The sequence below is a fragment of the Ralstonia sp. Ralssp135 genome (assembly GCF_047304345.1).
Taxonomy (GTDB): domain Bacteria; phylum Pseudomonadota; class Gammaproteobacteria; order Burkholderiales; family Burkholderiaceae; genus Ralstonia; species Ralstonia chuxiongensis.
In genome coordinates this window covers 44603-70057 of record NZ_JBGLYZ010000026.1, presented here as the reverse complement: position 1 = coordinate 70057, position 25455 = coordinate 44603, and the positions used below count along the sequence as shown (strand labels likewise).

27 protein-coding genes are annotated in these 25455 nt (G+C 63.4%); 9 read left to right on the top strand and 18 right to left on the bottom strand.

Annotated features, from left to right (window positions below):
* Nucleotides 1-20 precede the first annotated feature (20 nt).
* Both ACCD03_RS17770 and ybiB read left to right on the top strand, forming a co-directional pair.
* Nucleotides 21-824, top strand: coding sequence for an ABC transporter ATP-binding protein (locus ACCD03_RS17770; protein ID WP_413412421.1), 804 nt, complete (start codon nt 21-23; stop codon nt 822-824).
* Between the two features lie 167 nt (nt 825-991).
* Nucleotides 992-2011 (top strand): DNA-binding protein YbiB, encoded by a 1020-nt coding sequence (ybiB, locus tag ACCD03_RS17765; protein ID WP_413412420.1) that lies wholly within the window; start codon nt 992-994, stop codon nt 2009-2011.
* A gap of 14 nt (nt 2012-2025) precedes the next feature.
* On the opposite strand, the gene ACCD03_RS17760 is transcribed toward ybiB, so the two are convergent.
* Entirely contained in the window at nt 2026-2895 is an 870-nt protein-coding gene (locus ACCD03_RS17760) for a pirin family protein (protein ID WP_413412419.1), read from the bottom strand.
* Between the two features lie 13 nt (nt 2896-2908).
* Nucleotides 2909-3313 carry an OsmC family protein gene (locus ACCD03_RS17755; RefSeq protein WP_045202480.1) on the bottom strand — a complete coding sequence of 135 codons (405 nt, stop codon included), beginning with the start codon at nt 3311-3313 and terminating at the stop codon, nt 2909-2911.
* 240 nt (nt 3314-3553) lie between these two features.
* On the opposite strand from ACCD03_RS17755, the gene ACCD03_RS17750 reads away from it, so the two are divergent.
* On the top strand, nt 3554-6472 hold the full coding sequence (locus ACCD03_RS17750) for a diguanylate cyclase domain-containing protein (RefSeq protein WP_413412418.1): 2919 nt from the start codon (nt 3554-3556) through the stop codon (nt 6470-6472).
* Between the two features lie 235 nt (nt 6473-6707).
* Nucleotides 6708-7601, top strand: a complete 894-nt coding sequence (rpoH, locus tag ACCD03_RS17745) for an RNA polymerase sigma factor RpoH (RefSeq protein WP_394373664.1) — start codon at nt 6708-6710, stop codon at nt 7599-7601.
* A 67-nt stretch (nt 7602-7668) separates the two neighbouring features.
* Here rpoH and ACCD03_RS17740 read toward each other — a convergent pair whose 3' ends face one another.
* The 5 genes from ACCD03_RS17740 to ACCD03_RS17720 form a co-directional block, all read right to left on the bottom strand.
* Complete coding sequence (locus ACCD03_RS17740) at nt 7669-8274, bottom strand: SCO family protein (protein WP_253536196.1); 606 nt, start codon at nt 8272-8274, stop codon at nt 7669-7671.
* Nucleotides 8275-8343: 69 nt separating this feature from the next.
* A complete protein-coding gene (gene cyoE / locus ACCD03_RS17735; RefSeq protein ID WP_316677928.1) occupies nt 8344-9285 on the bottom strand; it encodes a heme o synthase in 942 nt (313 codons plus the stop codon).
* A 20-nt stretch (nt 9286-9305) separates the two neighbouring features.
* Nucleotides 9306-10397 carry a COX15/CtaA family protein gene (locus ACCD03_RS17730; RefSeq protein WP_325648573.1) on the bottom strand — a complete coding sequence of 364 codons (1092 nt, stop codon included), beginning with the start codon at nt 10395-10397 and terminating at the stop codon, nt 9306-9308.
* Nucleotides 10398-10400: 3 nt separating this feature from the next.
* The gene (locus ACCD03_RS17725; RefSeq protein WP_325648571.1) at nt 10401-11057 is read right to left on the bottom strand and encodes a cytochrome C oxidase subunit I; all 657 of its coding nucleotides are present in this window, start codon (nt 11055-11057) and stop codon (nt 10401-10403) included.
* Between the two features lie 52 nt (nt 11058-11109).
* Nucleotides 11110-11880, bottom strand: coding sequence for an SURF1 family protein (locus ACCD03_RS17720; RefSeq protein ID WP_325648569.1), 771 nt, complete (start codon nt 11878-11880; stop codon nt 11110-11112).
* A 69-nt stretch (nt 11881-11949) separates the two neighbouring features.
* Between ACCD03_RS17720 and ACCD03_RS17715 the strand changes: the two genes are divergently transcribed.
* A complete protein-coding gene (locus tag ACCD03_RS17715) occupies nt 11950-12159 on the top strand; it encodes a twin transmembrane helix small protein (RefSeq protein ID WP_024976747.1) in 210 nt (69 codons plus the stop codon).
* Nucleotides 12160-12288: 129 nt separating this feature from the next.
* Here ACCD03_RS17715 and ACCD03_RS17710 read toward each other — a convergent pair whose 3' ends face one another.
* The 7 genes from ACCD03_RS17710 to ACCD03_RS17680 form a co-directional block, all read right to left on the bottom strand.
* Complete coding sequence (locus ACCD03_RS17710; RefSeq protein WP_045202471.1) at nt 12289-13149, bottom strand: cytochrome c oxidase subunit 3; 861 nt, start codon at nt 13147-13149, stop codon at nt 12289-12291.
* A 90-nt stretch (nt 13150-13239) separates the two neighbouring features.
* Nucleotides 13240-13452 carry a DUF2970 domain-containing protein gene (locus ACCD03_RS17705; protein WP_413412417.1) on the bottom strand — a complete coding sequence of 71 codons (213 nt, stop codon included), beginning with the start codon at nt 13450-13452 and terminating at the stop codon, nt 13240-13242.
* Nucleotides 13453-13456: 4 nt separating this feature from the next.
* Nucleotides 13457-14065 (bottom strand): cytochrome c oxidase assembly protein, encoded by a 609-nt coding sequence (locus ACCD03_RS17700; RefSeq protein ID WP_413412416.1) that lies wholly within the window; start codon nt 14063-14065, stop codon nt 13457-13459.
* Between the two features lie 49 nt (nt 14066-14114).
* Entirely contained in the window at nt 14115-14243 is a 129-nt protein-coding gene (locus ACCD03_RS17695) for a cytochrome oxidase small assembly protein (RefSeq protein WP_232041850.1), read from the bottom strand.
* A 61-nt stretch (nt 14244-14304) separates the two neighbouring features.
* The gene (gene ctaD, locus ACCD03_RS17690) at nt 14305-15909 is read right to left on the bottom strand and encodes a cytochrome c oxidase subunit I (RefSeq protein WP_253536186.1); all 1605 of its coding nucleotides are present in this window, start codon (nt 15907-15909) and stop codon (nt 14305-14307) included.
* A 41-nt stretch (nt 15910-15950) separates the two neighbouring features.
* Nucleotides 15951-17207, bottom strand: a complete 1257-nt coding sequence (coxB, locus tag ACCD03_RS17685) for a cytochrome c oxidase subunit II (protein ID WP_260803987.1) — start codon at nt 17205-17207, stop codon at nt 15951-15953.
* 625 nt (nt 17208-17832) lie between these two features.
* On the bottom strand, nt 17833-18774 hold the full coding sequence (locus ACCD03_RS17680) for a methyltransferase domain-containing protein (protein ID WP_325648559.1): 942 nt from the start codon (nt 18772-18774) through the stop codon (nt 17833-17835).
* A gap of 108 nt (nt 18775-18882) precedes the next feature.
* On the opposite strand from ACCD03_RS17680, the gene ACCD03_RS17675 reads away from it, so the two are divergent.
* Nucleotides 18883-19605 carry a ComF family protein gene (locus ACCD03_RS17675; protein WP_253536180.1) on the top strand — a complete coding sequence of 241 codons (723 nt, stop codon included), beginning with the start codon at nt 18883-18885 and terminating at the stop codon, nt 19603-19605.
* A gap of 111 nt (nt 19606-19716) precedes the next feature.
* On the top strand, nt 19717-20187 hold the full coding sequence (trmL, locus tag ACCD03_RS17670) for a tRNA (uridine(34)/cytosine(34)/5-carboxymethylaminomethyluridine(34)-2'-O)-methyltransferase TrmL (protein ID WP_027678350.1): 471 nt from the start codon (nt 19717-19719) through the stop codon (nt 20185-20187).
* 32 nt (nt 20188-20219) lie between these two features.
* Here trmL and ACCD03_RS17665 read toward each other — a convergent pair whose 3' ends face one another.
* The 4 genes from ACCD03_RS17665 to ACCD03_RS17650 form a co-directional block, all read right to left on the bottom strand.
* Nucleotides 20220-21236, bottom strand: a complete 1017-nt coding sequence (locus ACCD03_RS17665) for an NAD(P)H-dependent glycerol-3-phosphate dehydrogenase (RefSeq protein WP_325648556.1) — start codon at nt 21234-21236, stop codon at nt 20220-20222.
* A gap of 107 nt (nt 21237-21343) precedes the next feature.
* Nucleotides 21344-21862 carry a protein-export chaperone SecB gene (gene secB / locus ACCD03_RS17660; RefSeq protein WP_027678352.1) on the bottom strand — a complete coding sequence of 173 codons (519 nt, stop codon included), beginning with the start codon at nt 21860-21862 and terminating at the stop codon, nt 21344-21346.
* Between the two features lie 173 nt (nt 21863-22035).
* Nucleotides 22036-22293, bottom strand: coding sequence for a glutaredoxin 3 (grxC, locus tag ACCD03_RS17655; RefSeq protein WP_004633497.1), 258 nt, complete (start codon nt 22291-22293; stop codon nt 22036-22038).
* 18 nt (nt 22294-22311) lie between these two features.
* Entirely contained in the window at nt 22312-22734 is a 423-nt protein-coding gene (locus ACCD03_RS17650; protein WP_045202462.1) for a rhodanese-like domain-containing protein, read from the bottom strand.
* Nucleotides 22735-22913: 179 nt separating this feature from the next.
* On the opposite strand from ACCD03_RS17650, the gene gpmA reads away from it, so the two are divergent.
* Both gpmA and ACCD03_RS17640 read left to right on the top strand, forming a co-directional pair.
* On the top strand, nt 22914-23660 hold the full coding sequence (gene gpmA, locus ACCD03_RS17645) for a 2,3-diphosphoglycerate-dependent phosphoglycerate mutase (protein WP_024976760.1): 747 nt from the start codon (nt 22914-22916) through the stop codon (nt 23658-23660).
* A 118-nt stretch (nt 23661-23778) separates the two neighbouring features.
* Nucleotides 23779-25392, top strand: coding sequence for a S41 family peptidase (locus ACCD03_RS17640; protein ID WP_045202461.1), 1614 nt, complete (start codon nt 23779-23781; stop codon nt 25390-25392).
* Nucleotides 25393-25455 lie beyond the last annotated feature (63 nt).

Below are 25455 nucleotides of genomic sequence, written 5' to 3'. Positions count from 1 at the left end.
AAATTGGGGGGGGGATCGCCATGACAGACAAATTCCTGCGCATCGAAAACGTCGGGCAGACGTTCAAGACCAAGAGGGGCCCGTTCGTTGCCCTGCGCGACATCGACCTGACGGTCGCGCGCGGTGAGTGCGTCGCATTGATCGGCCACTCGGGCTGCGGCAAATCGACGTTGCTCAATCTCATTGCCGGGCTCACGCGGCCGACCACGGGTGGGTTGATCCTGGCCGAACGCGAAATCGCCGGGCCGGGGCCGGATCGGGCGGTGGTGTTTCAGAACCACTCGCTGCTGCCGTGGCTCACGTGCTTTGACAACGTGTATCTCGCCGTCGAGCGTGTGTTTGGGAAGACGGAGACGAAGGGGCAGTTGCGTGAACGTACGCATGCGGCGCTGGCGTTGGTCGGGCTCACGCATGCCGAGCAGAAGCATCCGCACGAGATCTCTGGCGGGATGAAGCAACGTGTGGGGATTGCGCGGGCGCTGTCCATGGAACCGAAGGTGCTGCTGATGGATGAGCCCTTTGGCGCGCTGGACGCACTCACGCGGGCGCATCTGCAGGATGAGCTGCTGAAGATCGTTGCCGCGACCGGCAGCACGGTGGTGATGGTCACGCACGATGTGGATGAAGCGGTGCTGCTGGCGGATCGCATCGTGATGATGACGAATGGGCCGGCTGCGACGATTGGTGAGGTGTTGACGGTGGATTTGCCGCGGCCTCGGGATCGGATGGCGTTGGCGGATGACGCGGCGTATCACGCTTGTCGGACTGCGGTGTTGGATTTTCTGTATCGGAAGCAGAGGCATCCGGTGGCGGAGGCGGCCTGATTTTTTGGTTTTTGATTTTGGCCTTGGTGGTCTGCCTCCCTTTCATCCCCTGCCGGGGCTGAAACCAGGGATGAACCACCAAGCTAAAAACAACCAAACCCCAACATGGCGCCAGCGCAATTCACAGCGCTATGATCAACCCCACGCCAACGACGTCCTCACCAACAATGCCAGCCCCTCCCATCCTCCCCGACAACACCGCTGAAGACGCCCTCACCACCGGGCCCTTCCCCGCTGCCCGCTTCATCAAGGAAATCGGCCGCGGCGCGGATGGCGCGCGCGCACTGGTCAAACACGATGCGCACGCCCTCTTCGCCGCCATGCTCGAGGGCCGCGTGGCCGACGTGCAGCTCGGCGCCATCCTCATGGCCTACCGCATCAAGGGCGAGACGCCGGAAGAGCTGGACGGCATGCTGGAAGCCTCGCACGCGCACTGCCTACCGCTGCCCGCGCCCGATGTCCGCGTGGTGCCGGAGCCCGTGCTGCCAGTGGTGATCCCCAGCTACAACGGTGCCCGCCGCCAGCCGAACCTCGTGCCGCTGCTGGCCAAGCTGCTGGCGCGCGAAGGGGTGCCGGTGCTGGTGCATGGCATTCGCCACTTCGACGGCCGCATCACCACGGCCGCGCTGTTCGAAGCGCTTGGCTGGCCCATCTGCGAACACATGGACGACGCCCGCGAGCGCCTGGAGAGCGATCGGCTGGCGTTCGTGCCGATTGACGTGCTATCGCCCGAGCTGGCGTCGCTGCTGGACAAGCGCGAGATCGTCGGCCTGCGCAATTCGGCCCACACGGTGGTGAAGATGCTGCAGCCCATTGGCGGACACGCTTCGCACGAGGCGCTACGGCTGGTCAGCTACACGCACCCGGAATACCGCGACACGCTCACCGATTACTTTCTGCGCCATCCGGCCAATGTGCTGCTCGCACGCGGCACCGAAGGCGAGGCCGTGGCTGACGCGCGGCGCGGCAGCGCGGTGGAGTGGCTGCACGACGGATCACACGAAACCGTGATTGAAGCGGTGGAAGGGTCAAGCGATGCGCCGCCTGAATTGCCTGCGGGGACGGACGTGGCGGCAACGGCGCGGTGGATTGAAGCGGTGCTCGACGGCAAGCAGCCGGTGCCGGAGCCGATCGCCAAGCAGGTCCGCGCGATCGTGCGGTGTGCACGACCGGCGCAGGCTGCCTGATCGATCGCTCGGTCTTACTTGGACGGCAGCGGAATGCGCTCCGTCTCGCCCGGCACGTGGGCGAAGGTGTCGTTCTCCCAGCGCTGCTTGGCGTCTTCAATGTCGGCCTTGTCGCTGGCGACGAAGTTCCAGTAGATGTGGCGGTGGCCGTCGGTCGGGTCGCCGCCCAGCAGCATCACGCGTGACGATGCCTGCGCGGTGAGCGTCACGTCGCCGCCGGGTTCCAGCACGGCGAGGTGATGCGGGTCGAGCGCCTCGCCGTCGATGGTGACGGCGCCGTCGACGAGATACAGCCCGCGGTCTGCATGCTCAGGCGGAATCACCAGCGACGCACCGGCCGCCAGTTCCAGCGCCACGTACAAGGTGCGCGAACTCACCCTCACGGGCGACGTCAGCCCAAACGCATCCCCCGCAATGACCACGCCCTGCACGCCAGGGCATTCGAGCTTGGGCAGCGTGTCGGCGGCGTGGTGGGCGAAGCTGGCGTCCACCTTTTCCTGATCCTTCGGCAACGCCACCCAGGTCTGGATGCCATGCACGCGCGCGCCTTTTTCACGCCCCTCGGGCGACGAGCGCTCGGAGTGGACGATGCCGTTACCGGCCGTCATCCAGTTCACGTCGCCGGGCGTGATGGTCTGCACGCTGCCGAGGCTGTCACGGTGGACCATGCTGCCGTCGAACAAATACGTGACGGTGGCCAGCCCAATGTGCGGGTGCGGGCGCACGTCGATGCCTTCGCCGGGGGCGAAATCGACGGGGCCCATGTGGTCGAAGAAGATGAACGGCCCGACCGTCTGGCGCGCCGCCGAGGGCAGCACGCGCTTGACCGAGAAACCGCCCAGGTCGCGCACGTGCGGGCCAATGATGTGCTGAATGGAAGTCATGACGGAAGGCTCCTCAGGCGCGCTCGGCAAGTTCGGTGTCGACGCTGATCTCCACCTCGGTCATCAGCTTGTGAACGGGGCACTTGCCGGCCACGCGCAGCAGGTCGGCGCGTTGCTCGTCGCTCAGATCGCCGTGCAGCGTCAGCACGGTGCGCAGCTTGTAGCGGCCCTGGCGCTCCTGGCTGCCGTCATGCTCGACGGCCACGTCGATCGAATCGAGCGGGTACTTGCGCTGGCGCGCATACAGCGTCACGGTCAGTGCCTTGCAACTGGCCAATGCCGCATCAAAGTAGGCGTGCGGATCGGGCGCACTGCCCTCGCCCGCTGGCTTGGGCACGTCGGTGTAGGTCACGCCTTCAGGGAAGGTGATCTTGTGACGGAAAAGGCCTTCGGTGTCCTTGCTGACGACGATGGTCATGACGGCTCCTGTGACGGTGTCTGCGATGTCCGGGCAGTGTAGCTAACTTGCGTGACGGCACGCGAGGCGACGCGATGTGCTGAGCGCATCGCATTCATTGGCGCTTCGATCACTCGACATTGCAGACATGGCAATTTGGCCCACCCATTTGGGCGAAAACGCTCAAGCGGCGCGGTTTTCCGCCGATCTTCCGGTTAGAAGACATCCGTCCTGAAACCGCCCCGCTTACGCGTCCCCTACATGGTTCCTCGCCGGCCGCTTGTCGCCATTGCCGGCGGCATCGGCTTTCTCCTCGTCCTTATTGGGCTGACCGTGGTGGTCGGCTGGCTGCAGCATTGGCCATGGGCGGTGAAGCTCGGCACGGACCGCCTGCTGATCGTGTTTGCCACGGGGATCAACCTGACGCTGCTGGGCGCTGGCCTGGGTGCGCTGCTAGTCGGGACGGTTCGACCAAACGCCCGCTGGGCAGATCCGACAGCACGCGGGCTGAGCGGCGCGGTGGCGCTGCTGTCCGCGCTGCGGCTGGCCGAGATGATCACGGGATGGCCGATCGGACTGGACTTTCCTGGCCTGCACGTCTGGCTCGACCGCCAATGGGTGACCGGATGGATTGGCGGCATGCACCCCAGCCACGCCCTGGCGATGGCCGCATCAGCAATCGCACTGAGCCTCGTGCCCACCCTGCGCAAACCGCACCGCGCGCAGTGGTTCTGGGGCCTCATCGGCTTCGCGATGCTGCTCTGCGCAGGCGACCTGCTCGGCCGCGCCATGGCACTCGAATACTTGTACCCGGCGTGGCTGCGATGGCGTGCCCCGGACGCGGCTGCTGTCTGCTCGCTGCTGGTGGTCACGGGCACGCTGTGCGCCGCGGTGGCCCGGCATCCTGGTCTGTTGCGCCTGCGCTTGTCGCCGGAAGACACCATCGTGTGGACCAGCGGCGGCTGTGTGGTGCTGGCGAGCCTGGGGGCCACCATTACGGCGTTCATCATCCAGGTGGATAGCGCCACACTGACTTTCGGCACCACACGGGCGCAAGCCCTGTCCAGCTATGCCGAAGAGTTCGACCGACTGCTGGCCATGCGCGCGGAAAGCCCGCGCCTGGTGGCCGCCGCCACGCACATCCAGGAAGTGCTGCGCCATCCGGCCGACAACGCAGCGCGCCTGCGCAGCGAGAGTGCGTTGCAGGCGTATCGCGAGCAAGGCTACTCGTACCTGCAACTGCGTACGCTCGCAGGCGAGGGCGTCGTCAGCCTGGGCACCCAAACGCTTGAACCGGAGCTGTCGATTCGGGTGCACGCCGGCCTCGCGCCCGAGCGTGTCACGCTGCAATGGGTACACGGTTTTGCCATGCGCACCGAAACGCCCGTCATGGCAGACGGCATGCAGATCGGTTGGCTGGTCGCCGAGCAACCGCTCGCCCATATGACCGGCCGCTATAACAGCCAACGCGGTACGGGGATGACCGAAACGCTGGCGATGTCGGGCTTTGATGCGCGCGGCCGCGCCATGTCGTTTCCGCAGCGCTTCGATGCCTATGTGTTCGAGCTGCCGCCACTTACGGTCGACCACAGGTCGCTCCCGTCGCGCCTGGCGTTGGCGGGCGAGGCTGGCTACGGCCAGTGGCAGGACATCCATGGCATGCCGACGTCGTTCAGCTACACGCCCATCGGCCACACGGGTCTGGCGTTGATCAGCAAGATCGCCAGCGCCGAGCTGTATGCCCCAATGCGGGTGCAGTTCGAGCGGCTTGCGGCCTTCATGCTGTGCCTGATGATCGGCAGCGTGCTGGCCATCCGCTTGACGGTGCGGCCGTTTGCCAACCGGCTGGCCGCGTCCGAACGTGCGCTGCGCACCGCCAACGAAAGCCTCGAACGCCGGCGTGATGCCCTGCGTGCCAGCCGCGAACAACTCCGCCTGGTGGCCGACAACGTGCCCGCGCAGCTCAGCTATGTCGACCCCGACGGCATCGTCCGCTTTGCAAGCCGCACACTGCTCGAAGCCTTCGGCCGCAATGAAGATGAGACGCTCGACCACCATGTGCGCGACATCTACGCCCCCGAGGATTACTGCGCGCTGCTGCCCTACATGACGGAGGTGCTGGCCGGTTACCCGGTGCAATTCGAGATGCAGTCCATGCGCACCGGCGTGCCCCGCTACCTGAGCGGCCACTACTTTCCCGACTACGATGATCGCGGCACGCTGCGCGGCTATTTCTCGGTACTGCAAGATCTGACGGCCCGCACGAGTGCCGAGCTGGCCCTGGGGCGCAGCGAACGCGCACTCAAGCTCGTGCTCGACAACGCGCCGCTGCTGGTGTCGCACATCAACCCCGACCGCGTCTTCACCTTCTGCAACGTCACGCATGCACGCTGGCTGCAGCGCACGCCCGAGGAGGTCTGCGGCCAAACGCCGGAACGGGTGTTCACGCCGGGCACGTACGCCTTGCTGGCACCGTATCTGGTGCGCGCCCAGCGCGGAGAATCCGTCCAATTCGAGATCACCGCGCCGTGGTACGAAAAGCCGCACACCGCCGGCCCGCGCAGCCGCACCCGGCATTTCCGCGGCCAGCTCGTCCCCGATGCCGGTGAAGCGCGCGACGGCCGCTGCGGTTTCTACGCCTTCGTGCAGGACGTGACCGAAGCCAAACGCAGCGAGATGGAGTTGTCGCGCATGGCCCGCTTTGATGCACTCACCGGCCTGCCAAACCGCTACGAACTCTACGAGCGCCTGCGCGCCGCGCTGGAACGCCGTCAGCGTCTGCCCGCGCCCTTGGGCGTGCTATATCTGGACGTGGATCACTTCAAGCACATCAACGACACCTACGGCCACGCCGCGGGCGATGCTGTGCTGGTGGAGGTCGCGCACCGCCTGCAACGTGCCGTGCGCCGCACCGACACCGTCGCCCGCCTCGCAGGCGACGAGTTCATCATCCTGCTCGACCCGATTGACGCCCCGGATGATGCGCTGCACACCGCACAAAAGATCGTCAGAGCGATCCGTCCGCCCATCCACCTGCCGGATAGCACGGTGCTGCACGTCACCACGAGCATTGGCGTCGCCTGCCCGGGCTCGGAAGTACGCGACCCAGACGCCGCCCTGCGCGAAGCCGATCGCGCACTTTATTGGGCTAAGTCACGCGGCCGCAACACGGCGGCATAGTCGAGAACCGATACCGCCCGCCACGGTCTATGACTGCGTATGACACGCTTTTTGTTGCGGCGCAAACATCACACTATTGATGAAGACACCTTGATTTACGGGAACTATTAACCGGACAAAAATGTCCTATTAGCACTCATCCGGTTGGAGTGCTAAGATGCCTCTCCAAACCTCCACTGGATTTCGACAGGAGTCCTGAGTGAACGCAGTCATCCCCGTGAATACCGTTTCCGCAATCGCCACCCAGCCGTCCGGCAACGCCGGTAATGGATGGGCGCTGGCGTTCCCCGGCAACCTGGGCAACATCGACGCTTATATCCAGAGCGTCAATCGTGTGCCGATGTTGACGGCCGAAGAAGAACAGCGTCTGGCCCGCGAATACCGCGACAACGACAATCTCGATGCCGCCCGCCGTCTGGTGCTCTCGCACCTGCGTCTGGTGGTGTCGATCGCCCGCGGCTATCTCGGTTACGGCCTGCCGCATGCCGACTTGATCCAGGAAGGCAACATCGGTCTGATGAAGGCCGTCAAGCGCTTCGACCCGGATCAGGGCGTGCGTCTCGTCTCGTACGCGATGCACTGGATCAAGGCCGAGATGCACGAGTACATCCTGAAGAACTGGCGCATGGTCAAGGTGGCCACCACCAAGGCCCAGCGCAAGCTGTTCTTCAACCTGCGCAGCCACAAGCAGGACGCGCAGGCGACCTTCACGTCGGATGAGATCGACGCCGTGGCGGCCGAGTTGAACGTCAAGGGCGCTGAAGTGCGCGAGATGGAAACGCGCCTCTCGGGCGGCGACATCGCGCTCGAAGGCCAGATGGACGATGGCGAAGAATCCTTCGCACCGATCGCCTACCTGGCGGACACGCACAACGAGCCGACCCGCGTGATCGAAGCGCGTGGCAATGACCGCATGCAAAGCGAAGGCATCGAAGCCGCCCTCGCCAAGCTGGACGACCGCAGCCGCCGCATCATCGAAGCCCGCTGGCTGAACGTGAACGACGACGGATCGGGCGGCTCGACGCTGCACGAGTTGGCTGACGAGTTTGGTGTGTCGGCCGAGCGCATTCGCCAGATCGAATCGGCCGCAATGAAGAAGATGAAGGGCGCACTGCAGGCTTTCGCCTAAGCTGCCCGCCTCGCCATGAAAAAAGCCCGCCAAACTGGCGGGCTTTTTTTTGGACGGCGACCGGAGATCAGTCAGCCAGCAGTTGCTTGATGTCGTGGGCAATCGGCTCGGGGCCCTGACCATGTTTGATGAACAGGCGTAGGTTGCCTTTTGGATCAAACATATAGCTGCCGGCCGTGTGGTCCATGGTGTAGTTGTCGGGCGAGCTGCCTGGCACCTTGCTGTAGAACACCTTGAAATCGGACGCGACCTTCTTCAGTTCGGTCTCGTTGGCCGGACGCAGGCCGATGAAGCGCGGATCGAACGCCGGCACATACTTGGCCAGCAGGTCTTGCGTATCGCGCTCCGGGTCGACGGTGACGAACAGCACCTGGACGCGGTCGGCGTCCTTGCCGAGGGTCTCCATCACGGCGCGCAATTCAGCCAGCGTGGTCGGACAGACATCGGGGCAATGTGTGTAACCGAAGAACATGACGACGACCTTGCCGCGGAAATCTTCGAGCGTGCGGCGCTTGCCGGTGTGGTCCGTCAGCGAGAAATCGGTGCCGAAGCTCTTGGACCCAGTGATGTCGAGGTTCTTGAAGGCGGGCTTGTCGCTGCACGCCGTCAGCGCCAGCACGGCAACCGCCAGCATGGCAAAGAGCGCGGCGCGGAAGTGTCGGAAAGAAAGCATGGTCATCGTGTTGGAAACAGACCGCCTAGCGTAACGCCAACGGCACATGCTTGCTGGCGGCCCTGTGCGTCACAGCGCCGCGCTTTGCATGAGCGCCGGGCCGAACTTGAAGTAGTGGTCCACCAGCAGCGCGGCAAACAGGATCGACAGATAGATGATCGAGTAGCGGAAGGTCTTCTGCGCCAGCGCGTCCGAATATTTGCGGTACATGCGCCACGCATACGAGAGGAAGCCGAAACCGAGCACCAGCGCCGTCACCAGGTAGATATAGCCGCTCATGCCGTAGACAAACGGCAGGATGGTCGCGGCGATCATGATGAGGGTGTACAGCAGGATATGCAGCAGCGTGTACTTCTCGCCGTGCGTGATCGGTAGCATCGGCAGGCCGGACTTGGCGTAGTCAGCGCGGCGGTACAGCGCGAGCGCCCAGAAGTGCGGCGGCGTCCAGGTGAAGATAATCAGTACCAGGATCCACGCTTCAGCCGGCACGCTGTTGGCGACAGCCGCCCAGCCCAACGCCGGAGGCATCGCCCCAGACAGGCCGCCGATGACAATGTTCTGGGGCGTGGCCGGCTTGAGCAGCAGCGTGTAGATGATCGCGTAGCCGATGAAGGTGGCGAATGTCAGCCACATCGTCAGGTCGTTGGCGAACACGTGCAGCGTCCACATGCCCGCACCGCCCAGCACCACCGAAAACACCAGGATCTGTCGCGTGCCCAGCTCACCGCTGGCTGAGGGGCGCCAGGCCGTGCGGCGCATCATCGCGTCAATCTTGCGCTCGACGAGGCAGTTGATGGCGAAGGCAGCGCCGGCAAACAGCCAGATGCCGACCGCGCCGCCAATCAGCACCGGCCACGGCACCATGCCCGGGGTGGCCAGGAACATGCCGATCACGGCGCAGAACACGGCAAGCTGCGTGACGCGCGGCTTGGTCAACGCTGCATACTGCGATGCGGTCGTCCGCCAGCCAGGAAGTTGAGTGGAAGTTGTTGGGGTTACCACGGTATTCATAAAAAACGGTCAGACAGCGTTCAGACGACGGCAGCCGCCACAGGCATCGGCGCCCGCGCTTGCGCGAGCCCGATCAGGTAATGCAGACGCACCATCAGCAACAGCAGCACGGCCGCGCCGCCGTTGTGCGCCACGGCAGCCAGCAACGGCCAGCCCAGCACGATGTTTGAAAGGCCCGTCGCCAATTGCACGGCCAGAACGACAAGCAGCACCGTCGCGACGCGGCCGATGCCGCCAATGCGACGTGCGCGCAGGCCGAGCCACGCCAGGTAGCTCAGCACGACGACTGCAAACACGCGGTGCGTCCAATGGATGGCGACCAGCGCATCGTGCGAGATGAAATCGCCGCCGGCCGTCTTGCCGAGCTGGCGCCAGAACGTGAAGCCGTGCGCAAAGTCCATCGGCGGAACCCACTGGCCGTTGCACAGCGGAAAATCGGTACAGGCCAGCACAGCGTAGTTCGTGCTGACCCAGCCGCCCAGCGCAATCTGCACAACGAGCAGCACCAGCCCAATGGCCGCTGCCGCGCGTAGCGACGCGCCACGCTCATCCACCACCCGGGGTGCATCGTTCTTGCAGCCGAGCCAGATCAGCGCGGCCAGCAGTGACATGCCCAGTAGCAAGTGCGTCACCACGATTGCCGGCTGCAGTTTGAGCGTGACCGTCCAGGCGCCAAAGGCGCCCTGCACACACACCAGTGCGAGCACGGCCGTCGCATACCACGGGGATTGCTTCAGCTCCTTGCGCTTGACCCACGCGAGCACCACCAGCGTGATGATCAGAACGCCCAACGCAAGCGCGAAGTAGCGATGCGTCATCTCGATCCACGCCTTCATCCACGTGACCGGGCCGCTCGGCATGGCGACCTGCGCGGCATGGATGTCGTCACGTGCGTGAAACGGGTTGGACGTGCCGTAGCAACCTGGCCAATCCGGGCAACCCAGTCCCGAATCGGTCAGACGCGTGAAGCTGCCGAACATGATGAGGTCCAGCGTCAGGAAAGCGGTGATCCACACCAGCCTGCGGTACTTGTTGCGATCCCCTTTGACCAGCACGTAGCACAGCGGGATCAACGCAATCAGGATGCCGATGGAAGCGAGTTGCAGCAGCATGGCTTATCCGATGCGCGAATACTTCAACAGCCGCGTCATGTCTGCGCGCACCTTCTTCGGGTCCGGATCCTTCGGGAACTGCATCATCAGGTTGCCAAGCGGATCGACCAGGAAGATGTGGTCCGTGGGCGGCGTCTTGCCATCGCCAAGCCAGTTCTTCGGCAGTTCGGGCGCACGCAGGAAGCGCACGGCGCCGTAATCGTCGTTGTAGGCCTTGATCAGGCGCGGGTCGATGTCGCCGCGGTCGGTCACCAGCCAGACGGGGACGATTCGGTCGCGGTCCGGGCCTTGGCCGATGCGCAGTTGGCGCATGGTGAAAAGCTTGCGCGCGCAGTTGTCGTCGCAGGCGCTGCGATCCACCGACACCATCAGCCATTTCCCCTTGAGGCTCGCGAGCGGCACTTCAGCGCCGTGCTCGTCCTGCACCATGAGGCCGGCCGGAATGGGACGCTGCGGATCGACCAACGCGCCGTACGCGGCCTTGCCGCCGGCCGGAGTGAAGACGTAATACGCAAGGTACGACGCGATCACCGGGGAGGCACACACCAGCAGCAGGAACAGCATCATCAAGCGGCCGCGACGCGTGCGCGCGTCGATGCGCGGGTCTTCGGACGCGCCAAGTGTGCCGGGCGCGCCGGGTGCGGATTCCTGATTCACCATGTGATTCCCAATACATTCAGCTGCGGCACTAAGCCGCAACGCGAGTTCGTGTTCAAGCGGGCTCAGATGTGCCCGCCAAGCGGCGATAACGCCGCACGCTGTAGAAGACCATTAACCCAAGTACCGCCGCCGCCATCGCAAACCACTGGAATGCATAGCCGTAATTGCGGTCGGCGCCCAGGTCTGCGCGCGGCCAATCGCGCAACAGGCCGTCCTGCGCGTCGGATTGCTGCTGCACCACAAACGGTTGGAGCGGCGCACCGATTTCGCGCGAGAAAGCGTCGAGGTCGATATTCTGCCTAAGTCGCTGGCCAACTTCATCCGAGCCATCCTTGCGGCCCAGACTGAAGACCCGGCTGGCATGTGGCACCGCCATCCCTTCGACCTGCACTTCGCCCTCTGGCGTGGTGTACGGCGCGATGCGCGTGCGGTCGGCCGGATCGCGCGGCAACCAGCCCCGGTTGACCAACACCGCACGCCCGCCCGCCCCTTCCAGCTTGAGCGGGATGAGCACTTCGAACCCGGGGTGCGATACGTCGTTGGTGACGTGTGGGCGATTTTCCAGCAGCACCGTGTGCGCCACGTCGAACGTTCCGCGCAGCAGCACCGGTCGGTACATCACTGAATCTGCCGTCACAGGCTGAGCGGTGATGCGCTGCGCGGGCGCATTTTCTAGCGCCACGATGCGGGCCTGCCGCTCGATGCGCTCGTGCGCGCGCGAAAGCTGCCAACGGCCAAGCGAGCACGTCAGCGCGATCAGCGCCACACCCGCCAGCATCGGCACAGGCGCAAACCAACGCCGCATCGGCACGCGCACGGTCATTGCGTAGCCTCGGTGAGATAATGCTTGGCAGCCATTTCCAACCCCTCATCGCCCAACCCGTAACCCTCCATGCGCATCGTCGTTGCCATTGCGTTTCTGCTGATCCTCGGCAGCCTTGCCTCCGCACTGTTCTTCCTGATGCGCGATAAAGGCCACAGCAACCGCACCGTTCGCTCTCTGATGTTCCGCGTCGGTTTCTCGATCGCGCTATTCATCTTCATCCTAGTTGCGAACCGGCTGGGGTGGATTCACAGCACCGGCATCCGCTTCGGCCAATAGCCGCCAGCAAATCGCTCACGCCAGAAAAACGAAAACGCCGCAGCGGTGTCCCGTCTGCGGCATTGTCTTCGCCTGTCGTGGCCGGACTGCGGAGCGGCGCAAAGGGCGCCACTCCAATCCCATACTGCCTTACAGCCAGTACACCACCACGTACAGACCCAGCCACACCACGTCCACAAAGTGCCAGTACCACGCGGCGCCTTCGAACGCAAAGTGGTGCTCTGGCGTGAAGTGGCCCTTGATCACGCGGCCCAGCACCACCGACAGCATGATCGCGCCCATCGTCACGTGGAAGCCGTGGAAGCCGGTCAGCAAGAAGAACGTTGAACCATAGATACCCGAGGTCAGCTTCAGGTTCAGTTCGTGATAGGCGTGGATGTACTCGAACGCCTGGAAGCCCATGAACGTGAAGCCCAGGAGGATCGTCAGCAGCAGGCCCTGGATGACTTGGGCGCGCTTGCCTTCACGCAACGCATGGTGCGCCCACGTGAGCGTCACACCGGAAGTCAGCAGCAGCGCCGTGTTGATGGTCGGGATCGGCCACGGACCCATCGTCGTGAATGGCGCCACCGTGCCGGCCGGGCCGGCATTCGGCCACAGCGCGTTGAAGTCGGGCCACAGCAGCTTGTTGTTCAGATCGCCGAGCCACGGCATGGCAATCGTGCGGGCATAGAACAGCGCGCCGAAGAACGCCGCGAAGAACATCACTTCCGAGAAGATGAACCAGCTCATCGACCAGCGGAACGAGGCATCCACGCGGTCGCCGTACTTGCCGGTCTCGGATTCGGAGATGGCATCGGCAAACCACGCACGCAGCACAAAGAGGAACCACAGCAGGCCGATCAGGAACGTCCACGGGGCCCAGGGCTGAGCATTCACCCACGCAGCGGAGCTCAACAGCACGATCAGCAGGCCGAGGCTTGCCGTAATCGGATGCCGCGACGGCCCGGGCACGAAGTAGTACGGAGCGTTTGCTCGATTCGCACTCATCTCTTTTTCTCCAGCTCTAATTTTTTTAGGAATCCACTTGATGTTGCCCAGCCCATGCTGCGAGGGCCGTCTCCTCAACCTTCTCAATCCTCAACCGACAACTGCCCGCACGATCAACAGCAGCACAACGATAAACATGACCGCCGCCAGAATGCCCGCGATGACCACGTGCACGGGATTCAACTGCGCCATGTCGCGGTCATGATCGCGGCCCTTGCGCACACCGAAGAAGGACCAGAACACCGCCTTCATCGTCTGTGCGAATGACGCGCGTCGCTTGGTTGCTTCCTTCAGTTCGTCCATGTACTCACGTTCCCTTGTTCGGCATCGCCGGCGCAATGGCCGACGGTGCGTGGATTTCAAAGAAAGTGTAGGACAAGGTGATCGTCTTCACGTCCTTGGGAAGATCCGGATCAATCACAAACACCACCGGCATCTCGCGTGATTCGTTGGCCGTCAGCGTCTGCTGCTTGAAACAAAAACACTCAATCTTCTTGAAGAACTCGGTTGCCTGCTTGGGCGCGTAACTCGGGATGGCCTGCGCCTCGACCGTACGCCCCTCCTTGTTCACCACCTCGTAGACGATCTGGTTGATCTCGCCGGGGTGCACATCCAGGCTGTTCTTGACGGGGCGGAAGCGGAACGGCCCTTGGCTGTTCGAATCGAATTCCACCGTGATCGTGCGCGTCTTGTCGACCTGCGAGTTGCGCAGCGCGCCGCCATCTTCATCCCGTGAGTTCAACACGTTGATGTTCGTAAGCTCGCAGATCTTCTTGTACAGCGGCACCATCGCGTAGCCGAAGCCGAACATGATCACGACCACAACGGCGAGCTTGCCAAGCATGGACCGGTTCAGGCCGCGCTCGAGGGCTTTGTCGTTTTGGGTCGGATCCGGCTGCGCCGGTGTCTGGCTCATAGGGGTCTCGCGAAATCTCGGTTCGGCGATCAGCGCGTCGCCTGTCGGGCTAGCCGAACACCACGCGCTTGAAAATCACACCCAGAAAGAAAACCAACGCGATCGTGCCGAGGATGAGCCCCAGGCGACGATTGGCGGCGCGTTGCTCGGGTGTTGGGCTTTTTTCTGGATTCGACATCATTGTCCGGAGGATCGCGGGGCCAGCGCCAGGATCGACAGCCCGCCCCGCGAAACCTGCATTACTTCACGTGCGGCGGTTCTTCAAAGGTGTGGAACGGCGCCGGCGACGGCACGGTCCACTCCAGGCCTTCCGCGCCATCCCACGGCTTGTCGGCGGCCTTCTCGCCACCACGGTACGACGGCAGCACCACGAAGAAGAAGAAATACACCTGCATCAGGCCGAAGCCCAGGGCACCGATCGACGCTACGGCATTGAAGTCGGCGAACTGCTGCGGATAGTCGGCATAGCGGCGCGGCATGCCAGCCAGGCCAAGGAAGTGCATCGGGAAGAACGTGAGGTTGAAGGTGATCATCGAACCCCAGAAGTGGATCTTGCCGCGCGTCTCGCTGTACATGTAGCCAGACCACTTCGGACCCCAGTAGTAGAAGCCCGCGAACAGCGCAAACAGCGAACCGGCCACCAGCACGTAGTGGAAGTGCGCCACCACGTAATACGTGTCCTGCAGCTGGATGTCGATCGGGGCCACGGCCAGGATCAGACCCGTGAAGCCGCCCACCGTGAACACGAAGATGAAGCCGATTGCGAACAGCATGGGCGTCTCGAACGTCATCGAGCCGCGCCACATCGTGGCCACCCAGTTGAAGATCTTCACGCCGGTCGGCACCGCAATCAGCATCGTCGCGTACATGAAGAACAGCTGGCCGGTCACGGGCATGCCGGTCGTGAACATGTGGTGGGCCCACACGATGAACGACAGGATGGCGATGGAAGCCGTGGCATACACCATTGAGCTGTAGCCAAACAGCGGCTTGCGTGCGAAGGCCGGCACGATCTGGCTGATGATGCCGAACGCCGGCAAGATCATGATGTACACCTCGGGGTGCCCGAAGAACCAGAAGATGTGCTGGTACATCACCGGGTCACCACCGCCTGCAGCCGAGAAGAAGCTCGTACCGAAGTGGCGGTCGGTCAGCACCATGGTGATTGCACCCGCCAGCACCGGCATCACAGCAATCAGCAGGTACGCCGTGATCAGCCAAGTCCAGCAGAACATCGGCATCTTCATCAGCGTCATGCCGGGCGCGCGCATGTTCAGGATGGTCACGATGATGTTGATCGCACCCATGATCGACGATGCGCCCATGATGTGGATCGCGAAGATCGCCATGTCCATACCCGGGCCCATCTGCACAGACAACGGTGCATAGAGCGTCCAGCCGGCAGCCGTGGCGCCACCCGGTGCGAAGAACGAGCCCACAAGCAGCAGTGCCGCAGGCGGCAGCAGCCAGAAGCTGAAGTTGTTCATCCGCGCAAACGCCATGTCTGACGCGCCAACCTGCAGCGGGATCATCCAGTTCGCAAAGCCCACGAAGGCCGGCATGATCGCGCCGAACACCATGATCAGGCCGTGCAGCGTGGTGAACTGGTTGAACAGCTCCGGATGGAAGAACTGCAGGCCGGGCTGGAACAGCTCAAGGCGGATCAGCAAGGCCAGCGTGCCGCCCGAGAGCAGCATCGTGAAAGAGAACAGCAGGTACAACGTACCGATGTCCTTGTGGTTGGTCGCAAACAGCCAACGGCGCCAGCCATGCGGATGGTCGTGCGCATGGTCGTCTCCATGACCGTGCGCGTGATCTTGCGGGTGCGTAACAGCGGTGCTCATCGAGGAACTCCTAGGGTTCGGTTCGTCACGCAGACGATCAATCAGCCAGCGTTGCGGTCTTCGGCCGCGTTCGCTTGTTGGGACGCCACCTTGCCGGCGGATTCAGTTGCGGCGGTCTTGGCGCCACCGCCTTCGGGCATCTTGCCGCCGCGCGCGTCCTTCACTTGCGTCGGCTGCAGCAGGTCACCCGTGTGGTTGCCCCAGTTGTTGCGCTCGTACGTGATGACCGAGGCGATTTCCACATCATTGAGTGCCGAAGCCCAGGGCGGCATCGCATTCTTGCCATGCAGGACGATATTCACGTGGTCAGCCAGCGGACCATTCGCGATCTTCGAACCATCGAGCGCCGGGAACGGACCGCCGCCCTTGCCGTTGGGCTGGTGGCAGACCGCGCAGTTGGCGGTGTAGACCTTCTCGCCGCGCGACTTCAGCTCTTCCAGCGTGTAGGTCTTGGTCGGGTCATCGGCCTTGGCGGCCATTTCCTTCTTCTTGCCGTCGACCCACTTGGTGTAGTCGTCCTGCGAAAGCACGCGCACCACGATCGGCATGAAGGCATGTTCCTTGCCGCACAGTTCGGCGCACTGGCCGCGATACACGCCGACCTTCTCAGCCTTGAACCATGTGTCGCGCACGAAGCCCGGGATCGCGTCCTGCTTGACGCCAAACGCCGGGATCATCCACGAGTGGATCACGTCGTTGGCGGTGGTGACGATGCGCACCTTGCGATTGACCGGCACGACCAGTTCGTTGTCGACCTCGATCAGGTATGTGTTCGACTTGGGCGCCTGGTTGTTGATCTGGTCACGCGGCGTGGTGAGCGTGGAGAGGAACGAAATGCCCTCGCCTTCGCCCTTCAGGTAGTCGTAACCCCACTTCCACTGGTAACCGGTGGCCTTGATGGTGAGGTCGGAATTGGTAGTGTCCTTCATTGCGACCACGGCCTTGGTGGCCGGCAGCGCCATCCCGATCACGATCAGGAACGGCACGATGGTCCAGATGATTTCAACCGTGGTGCTTTCGTGGAACGTCGCCGGTTTGTGGCCGACCGACTTACGGTGCTTGAAAATGGAGTAGAACATCACCCCGAATACACCGATGAAGATCACGATACAGATGATCAGCATCATCCAGTGCAGCCAATGGATCTCGGCGGCGATCTTGGTGACCGGGGGCGCGAGATTGAGCTGCCGCACTGCGGGGCCGCCCGGCATGTCTTCCAGTGCCAGGGCCGTTTGACTGAGGGCGAGGAGGGAGCCTGCCGCCAGCAAACTTGCCAATGTCTTATTCAACATTTTCATTTTTTATCTACCCAATTGACAGATTCCACTCTGCCCCGGTGCGCGGCTCATGAGACCTGGGTTGGTTGCCCGTGTCCCAAACACCGGGAAAGCTCGTCCGCAAGCTTGCGCCGCCTGACGCTCACCTGCTAGATCACGGGCCGGCCATCTCCAGCTTGACTTGCCCATAATCGGAGGCGTGGCGGGCATAGTACAGCAATGCCCATCCGAGAATCGCGACCTCCAGCCCCGCGTCAGGCAACACCAGTCACGCGCTTTGCCGGACAGAAAACCAAGCGATTACGAACGGGGGAATGACGACCAAGGGGGTGGACCAGCCAGTCTGGCGGGTTGAAAGCGAGCAGTTTCGCTTCATGAGCCAGTTCTTGCGCGGCGATTCCGAGATGGTGGACGCGCCGCATGCTGGGTGGAGCGCGGTTTCAATGTCGTGCATTGAACCACTCCTGCCTCGGATGCATACCCGAACGGTTCGCCCGTGGCAAAAAACGGGATAGGCCTTTGGGGGGACTGCTGCGACAAACTGGCGCATTATATGGCCGCGATTGACCCCAAACAAGGTAAAGCGCCTTTATGCAAGTCCCGGCTTGACAAGGTGCAGCCAATGCCGTTCCCGCATTAAAACGTTTCAGGTGCGCGGTTTGCGGCCAATCTGATCGATTGGAATCATCGCCCTTCCCTCCTCGTCCAGCGCCTGCCGCTGGGTCGGCGCAAGCTTCCAGGCGTGGCCGTAAACGATTTCGAAGGTGAGCGGAATCAGCCCGTCAGGATTGCGTTGCGCATCGAGTGCGTCGAATAGCCGCTGGCGCCAGCGCGGCGTGTGCAGACCGGCGCCGGCGAGGCTGCGGCCCGCCTCATCCGTCAAACCAGCCATGCCGCCAAGCAAGTGCACATCGGCGAGCAGCGCCTGCGGCGTTTCGTAGGTAATCGTGAGCTGCTCCATGTCCATGACGGGCGTGGACCAGCGGCTATGCACCAGCATGTCTCCAATATCGTGCATATCGACAAAGCGCAGCGTGTGGACGCCCGCGTCGATGCCAGCCAGGGCGCTGCGCAGCTCGCGCAAGGTGTCGGGGCCGAACAGGCTGAACATCAGCAGCCCGCCCTCCGTGGTGATGCGGTGCCATTCCGGAAAGATCGCGTGCGGTTCCGGGTCCCAGTGCAGCGCCAGATTCGACCACAGCAGATCGAATGAAGCTCCGGCAAACGGCAGCGCGCGGAAGTCCGCCTGGGCAAAATCAAAGACGGGCCGCTTCTTCAGCAGCCGGCCGAGCCACCCCGCGTCGGTGCGCTGTGGGTCGAGTTTCTGCGCCTGCGCCAGCATGGCGGACGACCAGTCGATCCCGCAGATCTGTGCGTCCGGATATTGCGCGCGCAGTACCGCCAAGCCTTGTCCCAGGCCGCAGCCCAAATCCAGCGCACGCGTGGGCGTGGCCTTGATATAGGACAGCCGATCCTGCATGCGACTGCCGACTTCGCGCAGCAGAAAATCCACGTCGGCGAAACGCGCGGCGCGGCGATCGAAGGCGCGCCGCAAGGCGGCAGGACGAACAAGAGCGGGATCAGACATCGACAAGACGGGGCGGAATACTGCGGTTGCCAAGTATACCGGCCCGCAGTTTGAGGCGCCGTCCGATAGCGCAGTGGCCGCAAATCGGCTTGGATAGTGGCTTTTTGTATGCACAAACACGCGTTATCGGCATGGTTTCGCGCTGGCTTGCGCCATCTGTTGCCGTGCGCCTGCGCGCTTTGCGGCGCGGTGCAGGGCGGCTTGGTGTGCAAGGGCTGCATGGGCGATCTGGCCCCGCAGTTGCATAGGCGGCGCTGCATCCAATGCGCCATTGCGCTAGAGGCGCGGCACGCCGCCCGACATTGCCGCGCCTGTTTAGCCGGCACGCCCGACTTTGACGCGACCATCGTTATTGCCGACTACGACTGGCCGCTTGACCACCTTGTCACCGGGTTGAAATTTCGGGCGCAATTGCCGTTGGCGGCATGGTTGGCCGGCCAATTGGGCAACGCGCTCGCCGCTGCGCCGGGCGACTTGCCAGACGTGCTGCTGCCGGTGCCGCTCTCGCCTGCACGCCTGCGCTCGCGCGGCTACAACCAGGCGTGGGAGATTGCCCGCCAGCTGGCGCGCCAGTTGGACATTCCCGCCCATGCCAACGCCCTGCACCGTGTGCGCGACAACCCCGCGCAGGCCACGCTGGACCGTGCCGAGCGGCTGACAAACCTGCACGGTGCATTCGTTGTCGCCGAGCCTGCGCGCATCGCAGGGCGCCATGTCGGCGTCGTTGACGATGTGATGACCACCGGCACGACCCTGGGCGAGATTGCCACGCAACTCAAACGCGCCGGCGCCACCCGCGTCACCAACGTTGTTGCCTTGCGCACGCCCTGATTCCGTGCTTATGCGACATTGTGTCGCGCCACCTGCGCCAAGCTGTGGCGAGGTGACAACCCTTCCCAATGTGGATAAGCTCGCCGCCGAAATGCCTCCTGCCGCCCGATCATGTTCAACGTCGTCCTTGTCGAGCCCGAAATCCCGCCCAATACGGGCAATGTGATCCGCCTGTGCGCCAACACGGGCGCGCAGCTGCATCTGATTGAACCGTTGGGTTTTCCGCTCGAAGATGCCCGCATGCGCCGCGCGGGGCTCGACTATCACGAGTACGCGACGATGCGCGTGCACGCTGATTGGGATGCCTTCCTGCGCGATGCGCAGCCCGATCCCGCGCGCATGTTCGCGCTCACCACGCGCGGCTCGACGCCGTTTGCCAGCATGGCATTCCAGCCAGGCGACTGGTTTGTCTTCGGGTCGGAAACGCGCGGATTGTCGGAAGAGCGGCGCGAGTGGTTTCCCGCTTCCCAGCGGATTCGCCTGCCGATGCGACCGGACAACCGCAGCCTGAATCTATCGAACACCGTGGCGGTGGTGGTGTTCGAAGCGTGGCGGCAAAACGGGTTCGCGGGCGGCGCCTGAGCCGGACGCCCTCCACCTTTATTGAAGTGTGATTAGCGCGCCGATTCGGATTTGGCGTCACGCTGGAGCAGGCGCTCGACAGCTTTAGCAGCGGAGAGCCCTTCGAACAGGACTTCACAGACGGTAAAGGTGATCGGCATGTCCACGCCCTTGGCGCGTGCCAGAGCGGCCACGGCACGCGCACAGCGCACGCCTTCGGCGACGTGACCGAGGCTGTGGAGGATGTCGTCAAGCGAGCGGCCCTGCGCGAGCTGCATCCCGACCGTGCGGTTGCGTGAAAGATCGCCGGTGGCGGTCAGCAGCAGATCGCCCATGCCGGTCAGCCCCATGAATGTTTCCGGCCGACCGCCAAGCGCCAACCCCAGGCGCGTCATCTCGGCCAGCCCGCGCGTGACCAGTGCGGCGCGTGCGTTCAATCCCAGGCCCAGGCCATCCGCAGCGCCTGTCGCAATGGCGAGCACGTTCTTGACGGCACCGCCCACTTCCACGCCGACGAGGTCATCGCTCGCGTACACGCGCATCGCGTGATGGTGAAAGCCGCGCTGCGTGAGCTTGCACAGCGCCTCGCTAGTCGAGGCGACGGTCATGGCGCACGGCAAACCCTGCGCGACTTCCTTGGCGAAACTCGGCCCAGACAACACACCGACAGCGAGGTCGGTACGGCCCGACGCCTTCAACACATCGGCGACGATGGCGTGCGGTAGTGCGCTGGTCTCGGGGTCGAAACCCTTGCATAGCCAGATCAAGTTGCGCACGCCGCCGTGCGCGGCAATCGTGCGCGCCAGGTCAGCCAGCCCGGCGACGGGTGAGGCAATGACGGCAAGTCCGTCGTCGCCCGCCGCATGGTCGAGCGCGGCCTGCAAATCAGCGGAAAAATGCAACGACGCCTGCAGCGTGATGCCCGGCAAATACGGCGCGTTGATGTGCGTGGCGGCCATTTGCGCGACGAGGTTCGCGTCACGCCCCCACAGCACGACATCGTGCGATTGTGCGGCGTGGCTGGCCAGGGCAGTGCCCCAGGCACCGGCACCCAAAACGGAAATTCGCATGCGCGTGTTCAACATCGGTCAGGCAAAGATCGAGCAACAGGTCGGGCAAAAAAAAGCCCGCGCAAGCGTGCGGCTGGCGCGGGCTTCTGGCGCAGTGCGCCTACTGATTAGTGCGTGGCCTGCGAGCCGTCCGGCATCACCAGACCAGCGCCGCCGGCTTGACCTTGCTGCTCCATCGCAGCGGCCAGGCGTTGTTCGTACAGCGCCTGGAAGTTGATCTCGGCCAGGTGGATCGGCTGGAAGCCGGCGCGACCGATGGTGTCGGCAATGTTCGAGCGCAGGTACGGGTACACGATGGTCGGGCAAGCAATGCCCAGCAGCGGGTCCATCTGTTCGGCCGGCACGTTGCGGATATCGAAGATGCCCGCTTGCTTGGCTTCCACCAGGAACGCGACCTTCTCTTGCACCTTGGTCGTCACCGTACCGATGACGGTCACTTCAAACACGCCTTCAGCCAGTTGCGAAGCGGCGACGTCTACCTGCACTTCCACAGACGGCTGTTCCTGCTCGAGGAAGATGTGCGGCGAGTTCGGTTGCTCCAGCGACAGGTCCTTCAGATAGACGCGCTGGATGTTGAAGAACGGCTGGCCATCCTGGCCCGGTTGCTGCTGTTGCTGGTCGCTCATGACTCGCCTTCAAATGGAATGTGGTCAGTGCTTGGCGGAAGCGTCCGCCGCGCAAAACGCGTATGGTACATGACCAAATGGGGCCTGCTATGAGAGCCGGCCCAAAAGTACAACGCCCGGTCAAAGCCGGGCGTTTTTGTATGGTGCGCAGGTCGCCAAACCGGGCCGCCGAATCAGGCAGCCAGCAACGGAACCAAGCCACCTTCGCGGTCCAGCGCAGACAGATCATCGAAGCCGCCGATGTGGCGCTCGTCGATATAAATCTGCGGAACCGTGCGGCGGTTCGTGCGCGTCATCATCTCTTCGCGCTTGCCGGGTTCGCGATCGATCAGGATTTTCTCGATCTGCTCGACACCGCGTTGCTTCAGGAGTCGTTCCGCTGCCACGCAATAGGGGCAGACGGTGGTGCTGTACATGACCACGTGCGCCATAACTTCAACCTCGTATCTTTATTTCACAACCGGAAGGCCCGCTTGTTGCCAGGCGGCCAATCCGCCCTCGAGCGAATACACCTCACTGTAACCGGCTTGCTTCAGGACTGCTTGCGCCCGCCCAGCGCGCTGGCCGGTCTGGCATACGAGGATGATGGGGGTCTCTTTGTTCTTTGCAAGCCCGGAAGCCTTGCCGGCAAGTTCCCCGAGCGGCGCGTGCTTGGCTTGCGGCAAATGACCGGCTGCGTACTCACCGCTTTCGCGCACATCCACCACCACGGCATTACGGCGATTGATGAGCTGGGTGGCCACCGGAGCACTCACCTTGGCGCCGCCACCGCCCGCGATGCGGCGCTGGATGGGCGCCCAGAGCAGCAGCAGACCAGAAACGATGGCGACGGCAAGCAGTGCGAGGTTGTTGTAATCGGCGAAGAACTTCACGGTATCGGTTTCCTGGGATGGGTCGGGGCAAGTCTAGTGGGCGAACATCAGCCGAACGATTCGGGGGCCCAATGCCCGCGGCATTATAAAATAGTCGGTTTCAGCGGCTGCACGATGACGTACGACACGTCGCCGCAGCTAGCCGCACGCAGGTTTTCTCACTTCTCATCATGGCAGTCATGCACAAGCTCGTCCTCATCCGCCACGGCGAATCGACGTGGAATCTGGAGAACCGCTTCACCGGCTGGGTCGACGTCGACCTGACCGACACCGGCGTCGCCCAGGCCCGCCAAGGCGGCAAACTGCTACGTGAAGCCGGCTTCACGTTCGATCTGGCCTATACCTCAGTGCTCAAGCGCGCGATCCGCACGCTGTGGCATGTGCAGGATGAAATGGATCTGATGTGGATCCCGACCCGTAATGAGTGGCGCCTGAACGAGCGTCACTACGGTGCGCTGTCGGGCCTGAACAAGGCCGAAACCGCCGCGCAATATGGCGACGAGCAAGTCCTGGTATGGCGCCGCAGCTACGACACGCCGCCCCCCGCGCTCGAGCCCGGCGCCGACAACGACGCCTTCGGCAATCCCCGTTACGCAGGTCTTACGCGCGAGCAGGTACCGCTGACCGAATGCCTGAAGGACACCGTCGCCCGCGTGATGCCGCTGTGGGATGAATCGATTGCACCGGCCATCAAGAGCGGCAAGCGCGTGGTGATCGCCGCGCACGGCAACAGCATCCGCGCGCTGGTGAAGTACCTGGACGGCATTTCCGACGCAGACATCGTCGGCCTGAATATCCCCAACGGCACGCCGCTTGTGTATGAGCTGGACGCCAACCTCAAGCCGATCCGCCATTACTACCTGGGCGACCAGGAAGCGATTGCCGCGTCGCTGGCAGCGGTGGCCAGCCAAGGCAAGTCGAAATAATCCGTAACGGACGCTACGGCACTCCAACGCCTTTATACTGTCGAAGCCTGTAGCCCGGGATGTGCGCGAGCCGTCTCGGGCCATGTTTATCTACTGTTCCCACGTCCACGCTCGACACATGCGAACTTCGCTCAAGAACATCAGCCTGATCGCCATCGGCCTCGTCACCGGGGTTCTGGCGACGCTCCAGCTTTCCGCCACTGCGCAAAACGCGACGGTCGGTCCGCTTCCGCTGGAGAAACTCAGGCTCATGGCAGACATCTTTGGCCAGATCAAGCGTGAATATGTAGAGCCCGTGGACGACGACAAGCTGCTGACCGAAGCGATCAAGGGCATGGTCGCCAGCCTCGACCCCCATTCGGCCTACCTGGACAAGAAGGACTTCCAGGAGCTGCAGGAAGGGACTCAGGGCCGCTTCGCCGGTCTGGGCATCGAGATCTCGCAGGAAGAAGGCCTGGTCAAGGTCATCAACCCGATTGAAGACACCCCGGCCTTCCGCGCCGGCGTGCAGCCGGGCGACCTGATTACCCGCATCGACGACAAACCCGTGCGCGGCATGCCGCTGGAGCAAGCCGTCAAGCGCATGCGCGGCGCGCCGGGCACCAAGGTCACGCTCACGATCTATCGCAAGAAGGAAGAGCGCACGTTCCCGCTGACCATCACCCGCGCCGAGATCCAGGTGCAATCGGTCAAGGCCAAGATGCTGGACAACGGCATCGCGTGGGTGCGCATTACCAGCTTCCAGGAACGCACCGTGCCGGACCTGGCCAAGAAGCTCAACGACTTGGCCAAACAAGACGCCCACCTGAAGGGCCTGATCCTGGACCTGCGCAACAACGGCGGCGGCGTGCTGCAAGCTGCAGTTGGCGTGTCGGCCGCGTTCCTGCCGCCGGACGCGACGGTGGTTTCGACCAACGGCCAGGTGCCGGATGCCAAGCGTACGTACAAGGCGACCTTCGCCAACTACCGCCTGAGCAACTTCGATTCCGATCCGCTGGTCGGTCTGGACCCAGAGTTCAAGACCGTGCCGATCATCGTGCTGACCAACGCCTACACGGCTTCGGCCTCCGAAATCGTGGCCGGCGCGCTGCAGGACCATCACCGTGCCAAGACGATGGGCAAGACGACGTTCGGCAAGGGCTCGGTGCAGACGGTGCGTCCGCTGTCGAACGACACCGGCATCAAGCTGACCATCGCGTACTACTACACGCCGTCGGGCAAGTCGATCCAGGCCAAGGGCATCCGCCCGGATATTCCGGTTGACCAGAACCCGGACGGCGACCCGGACGATGCGCTGATCACGCGCGAAATCGACACCGAACGCCACCTGCACAACAAGCAGGAGTCGGAAGAAGCCGAGATGACCGAGCGCGAAAAGCGCCGCATCGAAGAACTGCGTCGCCTGGAAGAAGAAAACGCCAAGAAGACGCCCGAGCAGCGCGAGAAGGAGCGCAACAAGAAGCCGATCGAGTTCGGTTCGGCGGAAGACTTCATGCTGCAACAGGCGGTTGCCGACCTGAAGGGTCAGCCGGTCAAGCGCTCGAAGTCGGTGCTGGAAGCGGCGGCGGCGGTGCCGGACAAGGCAGTGAAATCGCCGGCGGCCAAGGAATCGAGCGCCCCGGCCAAGCTGCCCAAGGGCAAGGCGGCTCCGGCTTCCGAGCCGGCTGCACCGAAGCCGAATGTTCCCGCTAGCGGCGTGCAGCCCGCACCGGAGCCCACCGGCGCCCGTTAAGACACCTGCCGGCAAACACTGGCAAACTTACGAGGCCGTGCAATGCACGGCCTTTTTCATTGC